The sequence below is a fragment of the Aeromonas cavernicola genome, from assembly GCF_002795305.1.
GTDB classification, from domain to species: Bacteria; Pseudomonadota; Gammaproteobacteria; order Enterobacterales; family Aeromonadaceae; genus Aeromonas; species Aeromonas cavernicola.
Window position 1 is genome coordinate 1 of sequence record NZ_PGGC01000070.1, and the last position, 7361, is coordinate 7361.

The following is a 7361-nucleotide window of genomic DNA, read 5'->3' on the forward strand; positions in this document are numbered from 1 at the left end:
GGCTGCCACCGCCCTCTTGGCGCATGGCCCAGCGCCAGTGAAGCGCCTCTTTCGCCTCCTTGGGGTGCAACCCTTGGCGCAGCACCAACCCCTGTACTCGGCGAAAACCATGGACGATCACCCATTGTCGATGGCCCTGATACTGCTGCACCAGCGCCGGATGGCGCAGGTGGGCCTCTTCAGCCTGCCCCCAGTGAATGGCACACAGATCAACGTGGCCACGGGCCAGCATCGCCAGCCCTTGGCGAGTGCCGCACGGGGTGTAACCGACCAGCGCTTGGGTGCCAAGCTGGCGCGCCAGCTGACTGCAACCGTAGTGCAGCAGCACATCGTCGGAGCCGGCCAGCAGCAGCCGATCGTTCATCACCCCCTCGTGGCAACTGCCGAGCAGCCAGCGATCGAGCAGGGAGCGCGGAAACAGCCACTTGCCGGTCGCTTTGGTGGCAGGGATGCGCGCCTCGTTGGCGAGTTGATAGACCTTCTTCTCGTTAAGATCGAGATACTCGGCCACCTGCTTCACATTCATAAATTCGTTCATGGCTTGCTCTTGGCCTCGCGCGTGATGTGATCGAGATACCCAGCGATCTGGTCGGCGCTGATAAACCTGTGCATGGTTTAGTCCCGCATCCCGCGACCGGCCGGACTGGGCGCTAGCAGCGGTGGCTTCTCGTCCAGCACCAGATGGTCGTGGCCGCTGAATACCTCGAAGTGGCGTCCCTTAGCGCGGGCAATCATGGTGATACCGAGCTGGCGGGCGAGATCCAGTCCCATCTGAGTAACACCGGAGCGCGACAGCAGCACCGGAATCCCCATTTGTGCCACCTTGATCACCATCTCCGAGGTGAGCCGTCCGGTGGTGTAGAAGATCTTATCGCTACCGCCCTCGCTACTTAGCCACAGCTCCCCAGCCAGGGTATCCACCGCATTGTGGCGCCCCACATCCTCAACAAACGAGATGATTTCGCTGCCGCGACAGAGGGCGCAGCCATGCACCGCCCCCGCCATTTTGTAAGTGTCGTTATGGGCCGATAGCGCCTTAAGCAGGGCATAAATCGTGCTCTGTTTCAGCTCAGGCGCCGCCAGCACCACCCCGTCGAGCTTTTTCATCACGCTGCCATACATGGTGCCTTGACCACAGCCGGAGGTGACCGTCTTCTTCTCAAGGGACTGGTCGAGATCGGCGGCCTGCTGGCTGCTCACCACCGCGGCCGCCTCGCTCTCCCAGTCGACAATCACCGACTCGATGGCCGCAAGATCCTCGATAAAGCCCTGATTTTTGAGGTAACCCAGCACCAGCGCCTCGGGGCGAGCCCCGAGCGTCATCAGGGTGACGATCTCCTTCCAGTTGAGGTAGACCGTCAGTGGCCGCTCACAAGCGATTTGGCGGGTTTGCAAGTCTCCCTGCTCATCCATCACCTCGACGGCCATGGTGAGCTGAGTGGCAGCATTGCTTTTAATAAAGGTCGGTGTCATAGGGCCCTCGTGACCGGTTGCCGAGATCTAAGGGGAGGGGGACAGCAAGTTTTGTTCCAGACTCGCATAAGCTGGGACGTGCGTATCCATGGTCATGAAAAGGGTAAGAAATTTCTGAAATACGTTTAAGCAAGATGGTAGTGGCTTGATTTAAAGCCCTTTTTTGTGATGCAGTTGCAGATTAGCCCCAACTGCACCACATGTTTGATCTATGCGGTGTTCGCGGCCTCTTTTATGGGTAGAGTCCTATGACCATCAAACGGCTTGACGAGTTATCGGCAGATGAGTTTTTCCAAATATTACCGCCATCCAAGGGCAGCGCCCGCGATGCAAGGACGGTCGTTCTTGGCTCAAAGATGGATTCGTGCTGCCGCGAGTCGCTCGGTTCGCTGGACGTAGCCGCAGACAACGAATTTGCGAGCGCAGTCAAAAATGCCTTCGCGCGGTCAAAGCTCAATAGAACGGGGCAACAGGGATGGGGCGGGTTTGCCCCGCGTCCTAATCCCGCGTCGCCCCCTGAGCCGCCGTCAACCCTGAAGCTGACAGAGAAAACGGATACGACCAGTGCCACCCATGTGAGGGTGCCGATCTTGGTGTATGAATCAGCGACCAAACCGGGCAAAAAAGCAGACGGCTCGACCGCCGAAGACATGAAATTTGGCGAATGGAGCGTGGAGCAGATAAGGAACATACCCACCATGGGCGGGCGGGAGTTCGTGCGGGATAATTTTGGTTTGGACAGTGAACCAGAACATTTCGCCACGTGGAGAAATATGACCACGAGCCTATTTTCATCCGGTGAGATGAAAATGGTTTTATTAAAAATGATCCATAAATTTCAGAAACGGGAAGGAGGGGAGTTTAGAGACCCCGTGCTAAACAAGATGGTAAGAGCCCACCCCAAAACACAATTTTTTGCTCGTGAATTACTTGAAGGTGTAAATCTAAAAATAAAGGAAATGAAGAGTGATATAAATGGACTATCCCTCAAAGAGTGGTATTCAAACTATGAGGATGAAAAACCTCCATCACTATTCGCATTTAATAACAGAGCTAGTTTTTCTCAAGAACGAGGCTTTGAAAGTGATGTATTAAATGGGCTAACAATGGCCATTAATGGCATATGGGCAGGAAAGGCAGAAATTACCAAATTTGAGCGGATGTCCGGGTTTTACAAAGGGACGGTAAAAATCACCTTTTACGATCACTTTGGACTTGATTTGCCGGACATTGGGCCAGATCTAAATACTGGAGCCGTTAAACCCTATGGGCTGCTACCTGGCTTTCGCGCATGGTTTATTTTACAACACTTAGATCGGTTCGCTTATAAGCCGTTCGTGACGGTGGTCGAGTTGAATTATCCGATCCAAGGAGAATGGGAATGAAGAGAGTTAAGATCACGTATCTTGGCGCAATATTACTGATAATAGGGTGTGGTGATAATTCGCCATCCATTCATAAATGGAAAGGCATTGTAGAAGACACTGGAAATTATGCCTATGTCATTAGAAATCCACCAAAAACACAAAGTGGTTTAGTTTCACTTATTATTTCTTATATAAAAAATGACAAAGATACGCCCCTTGATTTTTTAGAAGGTGAACATAGTATATATTTTTATCAGGAAAGTAATGTAACGCCTATTGATGGTGATCGGCCAAAAGCCAGTTGGTGGGAACAACCCATGACTGACCCCGCCATTACATATAGTGAAATTGATGAATATAAGATTGCGTCAGCTCGTTATTTAAAAAACAAACAAATGTTTAGAGTTTTTTTGCGTGGCGAATATTGGAGATTTTGCGCAGTGAGAGATAATTCTATTGTAGATATTCATGATGATGGAAGAATAGACCCGCTGTGTGATTGATATGTTCATCTGTGCATTGTCTATCTTGCAGTACCTAGATGTATTCGCTTATAAGCCGTTCGTGACGGTGGTCGAGTTGGATTATCCGATCCAAGGAGAATGGGAATGAAGGGGATTAAGGTCACCTGTTTGGGCGCCCTATTACTGCTAATAGGGTGTGGTGATGATTCGCCATCTATTCATAAATGGCAGGGCGTGGCAGAAGATACGGGCAATTATGTCTATGTCATTAGAAACCCGCCCAAAACACAAAGCGGTTTGGTTTCGCTTATTGTGAGCTATATAAAAAATGATCCTGATACGCCTTCAGATTTTTTAGAAGATGAGCACAGTATATTTTTTTATAAAGAGAGTAGTGTTACACCGATCAATGGAGAACGACCGAAAGCAAGTTGGTGGGAGCAGCCTTTTACCGACCCAGCTATTAAATATAAAGAAATAGATGCACAAGAAATTGCTACGATAAGATATTTTAAAGATAAAAAAAGACTGACTGTTTTTTTGCAGGGTGAATATCGGCGGCATTGCTCAATGCGAACTGATTCTATAGTGGATGTTTATGACAATGGAAAGATAGACCCGTTATGTGACTGATATCGCCGAGCAGTATTGTAGGGCTGTTGGCTAGCCCAACGTTTACCGCGTCCAGCTTTACCAAAATCATCATCGGATAATTCGCTGTTATTCGATGATGACTATCCCAATTAATGAGGCTCTGGCGCAGAAGATGATGCCGCTTACCACGGTGGCCGCCTCGCTCTCCCAGTCGATAATCACCGATTCGATGGCCGCAAGATCCTCGATAACGCCCTGATTTTTCAGATAACCCAGCACCAGCGCTTCGGGGCGGGCGCCCAGCGTCATCAGGGTTACGATCTCCTTCCAGTTGAGGTAGACCGTCAGTGGCCGCTCACAGGCGATGTGGCGGGTTTACAGTGTGCCTTGCTGATCCATCACCTCGACGGCCATGGTGAGCTGGGCGGCAGTATTGCTTTTAATAAAAGTCGAGGTCATGGGGCCTTCGTGACCGGTTGCCGAGATCTAAGGGAAGGGATACAGCAAGTTTTGTTCCAGTTAAAAAAGCAACATGAATGGGATCTATTGCTATGTGAATTTCGATCGTTTTTGTTGGCATTTCGCTCATCATAACAACTGCTTGATATGATGCCCCAAGATAACTACTATAAGTAGCGAAAAAGAGGTGAGTATGAATAAAGATTTTTTAAATACCATTATGAATGGTGATTGCCGAGAAGAGTTAAAAAAACTCCCAGATAATTATGTTTCAGCATGCTTGACTGATCCTCCATATAATTATGAGTTCATCGGTCATAAGTGGGATGATGGTGAAATTCAACGACGAATGGAGAGGGTCAAAGATAGTAATACATTAGTGAAAAACATTCCTTATGGTAGCGGTCTTGCCGGTGGGATCAGAAATAAAAGTTGGTATAAAAAGAATAGAGAGAATATCGTAGATTACGAAAACTGGTGTGCTGATTGGGCCGCAGAGTTGTTTCGGGTATGTAAACCTGGGGCAACAGTGTTAGTCTTTAACAGCACTCGCACTGTTGCTCATGTTCAAGTAGCGCTGGAGAAAGTTGGTTTTTATGCGCGAGATATAATTGTATATCGTAGAACAAGCGGTATCCCTAAAGGGATTAATATGCAGAAGAAACTCGAGCAGAAAGGATATCAAGACTCGGAAAAATTTAAAGGTTGGCATAGCTGTTTGCGTAGTGAATGGGAGGCTATTTGCGTTTTACAGAAACCGCTAAAAAATAATTATACGGAAACGTTATTAGAGTTCGGTACAGGACTTTTTTATACCGAAATGGATAATGGTGGATTTCAATCTAATATATTGGAAAATATTAAAAGAGATAAATCTCAAGACTATAATGTGCATTGTACAGTGAAGCCATTAGAGCTTATGAGAAGACTCGTAGAAATTTTTGTTCCTAGGATTAAGGGTTCTATAGTTATTGACCCTTTTGCAGGTTCAGGCACAACGTTGGTTGCTGCAAAAGAGTATGGCATTGATTATATCGGTATAGAAATAGAGCCCTCTTATATTGAGATAATAGAAAGAAGGCTCTCGGAAGTTAGCGATTAATGAGATAAGATTGAACCCTATTAGTTAAGTATTCTTCCATATCAAACCCTGAAATATTTTTAATAAAATCGAATGATTGCTTGCCGGTATAAATGGTCCAGCCTCCTTGTCGGCAAGCAGTTATCGCAGCAGGTAAATTATCCTCTCTCAAGAACAAAAATACGGGGTTATATTCATGTTCTTTGAGAAGAGCTCCATATGCTTTGAACTTTTTTAATGTGCCAGCATCACCAGAGCCAACACGATATTTGGTATCTATAGCGAGCCGGCATACACGTAGGTCACAAGGTTCATCATTATCTATTTTTAATGCAGGTTGAAATGAAGGTAAGTTTCTGCATGCTTCGATAACTAATGATTCCCAAAGCTTTCCTAGCTCTCTTCCCCAATATTGTTTATTTTCTCTCTTAAGTTCTGGTGTTATACCAAACACTTTCATCAAAATATCATGATCATCATTTTCATCAGGATATTCTTTTGCTATAAATGAATTCTTGTAGCGCTCAAGGAGGGAGTCAAGATTCGATTCAATTATCATTTTTAGACTCTATGAAAAATGAGGGTAGTGGCTCATCTAGAGCAGCTGCTATTTTTTCTGCATTGAGAAGAGTTATATTTCGCTCTCCACGTTCCACAGCTCCGATATATGTACGATGTAAACCGCACAAGTCAGCTAACTCCTCTTGTGATAGGGATCTTTTTTTTCTATGCAAACGGACGTGATGTCCAAATAAAATAGTAATGTTCATGTAATTTATTTTGTGTTTTTGAATACTATAAGTCGACAGGCTATAAGTAGCATTCTGTGGTGCTGAAAACATAATAATTGAAATTTACCCTGGGTTTATTTATTTGGATGTGATGCCAAAACTAAATCCTAAATATTTTTTAATCTGCCTTGGCCCCACTCTTGCTACGTCTTTTGCCACTGATGGCCGTGGCTGCTGTTATATCTCACTGAATTAGCTTCAATAGGCGCTAAGGCAGGGGGAGGGCGGCCCGGCAGAGACCTTCTGATCGGAGCCTTACGTGCAAGAGACCACCAAACCCTTCTCCCCGCAGCGCTGGCTACACCTTGAGTTACAGGCCATCGACAGCCAAGTTGGCCGCTGGCAGAGTCGCCGGTTCGAGATTGCGGCGCTCCATCCTGCCGAGCCCCATGCGGCTGGCGCCTTGCCCCTGACTCTGTTTCGCGATGAGCGGGGGGATTATCGCTTCAACTTAAGCTCAGGTGCGCCGCGCCTGTTTGTGACTGGTTCAATCGCCCCATCTTCTGCGGGGGGCGGGTTTGTGGCCGATGGCCTGACCTTAAGCCAGACCGTGGCGGCGGCTTATATGGATGGTGAGCGGCAGGTGCTCTCCTGCCCTATTCCCGAGGCGCTGCAAGCCTGGGTGGAGGCGTTTATCGGTCGCCACGGTGAGCTGCTGGAGGCCCGCCGCAAGGGCAAGCAGGGCAGGGGGCGGGCTCAAGATCAGCTCGGCGTCGATAGCGCAGAGCCCGTCAGCGGTGGCGCCGTCAAGGCCGCAGGCGGTCAGCTGATGGGCGATGTGGGGGACACCTCTCATGAGTGAGTTGTTCAAACGCTGGCTGTGGCGAAAAACGCAGGCCCGCGTCCAAGCGACGGGGCACGCGGCAGATAAGGCTGCTGTGCCAGCGGCTGGCGGGGCTGCGCCACGTTCCTCTGCGTCTGGCGTTCCCTCTGAGGGCGGAGAGGCCCGCGACAATGAGCAGGGCGAGCTACGTGCCCAGCCGCTGCTGCAATCGGCAGGGAGCACAGGCTGATCGGCAGAAAGCGCAGGCTGATCGGCAGGGAGCACAAGCGCAGCGGCTAGCGCTGGCTGAGGGGGGTGCAGTGACCTCTCTGAGTGTTCTGACCGAGGCCCTGCCGATTGCAGCAGCGG

Annotated in this window: 9 protein-coding genes and 1 pseudogene; 5 read left to right on the forward strand and 5 right to left on the reverse strand. The window is 48.8% G+C overall.

What is annotated here, in order from left to right:
• Positions 1 to 526 (reverse strand): substrate-binding domain-containing protein (locus CUC53_RS07610; RefSeq protein ID WP_201796733.1); only part of this gene is annotated, 526 nt, incomplete at its 3' end.
• An 89-nt stretch (positions 527 to 615) separates the two neighbouring features.
• The gene (locus CUC53_RS07615) at positions 616 to 1473 is read right to left on the reverse strand and encodes a formate dehydrogenase accessory sulfurtransferase FdhD (protein WP_100293597.1); all 858 of its coding nucleotides are present in this window, start codon (positions 1471 to 1473) and stop codon (positions 616 to 618) included.
• 248 nt (positions 1474 to 1721) lie between these two features.
• Here CUC53_RS07615 and CUC53_RS07620 point away from each other — a divergent pair, with 248 nt between their 5' ends.
• The 3 genes from CUC53_RS07620 (at position 1722) to CUC53_RS07630 (ending at position 3937) form a co-directional block, all read left to right on the forward strand.
• A complete protein-coding gene (locus CUC53_RS07620; protein WP_100293598.1) occupies positions 1722 to 2858 on the forward strand; it encodes a DUF3289 family protein in 1137 nt (378 codons plus the stop codon).
• The gene (locus tag CUC53_RS07625; RefSeq protein WP_100293599.1) at positions 2855 to 3343 is read left to right on the forward strand and encodes a hypothetical protein; all 489 of its coding nucleotides are present in this window, start codon (positions 2855 to 2857) and stop codon (positions 3341 to 3343) included. Before CUC53_RS07620 ends, CUC53_RS07625 begins: the two co-directional genes overlap by 4 nt.
• 105 nt (positions 3344 to 3448) lie before the next feature.
• A complete protein-coding gene (locus CUC53_RS07630; protein WP_100293600.1) occupies positions 3449 to 3937 on the forward strand; it encodes a hypothetical protein in 489 nt (162 codons plus the stop codon).
• A 141-nt stretch (positions 3938 to 4078) separates the two neighbouring features.
• Here the strand turns inward: CUC53_RS07630 and CUC53_RS07635 are convergent.
• A pseudogene (locus CUC53_RS07635) lies at positions 4079 to 4264 on the reverse strand (formate dehydrogenase accessory sulfurtransferase FdhD); the annotation flags it as partial.
• Between the two features lie 286 nt (positions 4265 to 4550).
• Between CUC53_RS07635 and CUC53_RS07640 the strand changes: the two are divergent.
• Positions 4551 to 5459, forward strand: coding sequence for a DNA-methyltransferase (locus CUC53_RS07640; protein WP_100293601.1), 909 nt, complete (start codon positions 4551 to 4553; stop codon positions 5457 to 5459).
• Here the strand turns inward: CUC53_RS07640 and CUC53_RS07645 are convergent.
• Together CUC53_RS07645 and CUC53_RS07650 are read right to left on the reverse strand one after the other, a co-directional pair.
• Positions 5449 to 5997 (reverse strand): restriction endonuclease, encoded by a 549-nt coding sequence (locus tag CUC53_RS07645; protein WP_100293602.1) that lies wholly within the window; start codon positions 5995 to 5997, stop codon positions 5449 to 5451. The genes CUC53_RS07640 and CUC53_RS07645 overlap by 11 nt on opposite strands.
• The gene (locus CUC53_RS07650) at positions 5987 to 6208 is read right to left on the reverse strand and encodes a helix-turn-helix transcriptional regulator (protein WP_100293605.1); all 222 of its coding nucleotides are present in this window, start codon (positions 6206 to 6208) and stop codon (positions 5987 to 5989) included. The genes CUC53_RS07645 and CUC53_RS07650 overlap by 11 nt, the downstream gene beginning before the upstream one ends.
• A gap of 280 nt (positions 6209 to 6488) precedes the next feature.
• On the opposite strand from CUC53_RS07650, the gene CUC53_RS07655 reads away from it, so the two are divergent.
• A complete protein-coding gene (locus CUC53_RS07655; RefSeq protein WP_100293603.1) occupies positions 6489 to 7031 on the forward strand; it encodes a DUF3305 domain-containing protein in 543 nt (180 codons plus the stop codon).
• Positions 7032 to 7361 lie beyond the last annotated feature (330 nt).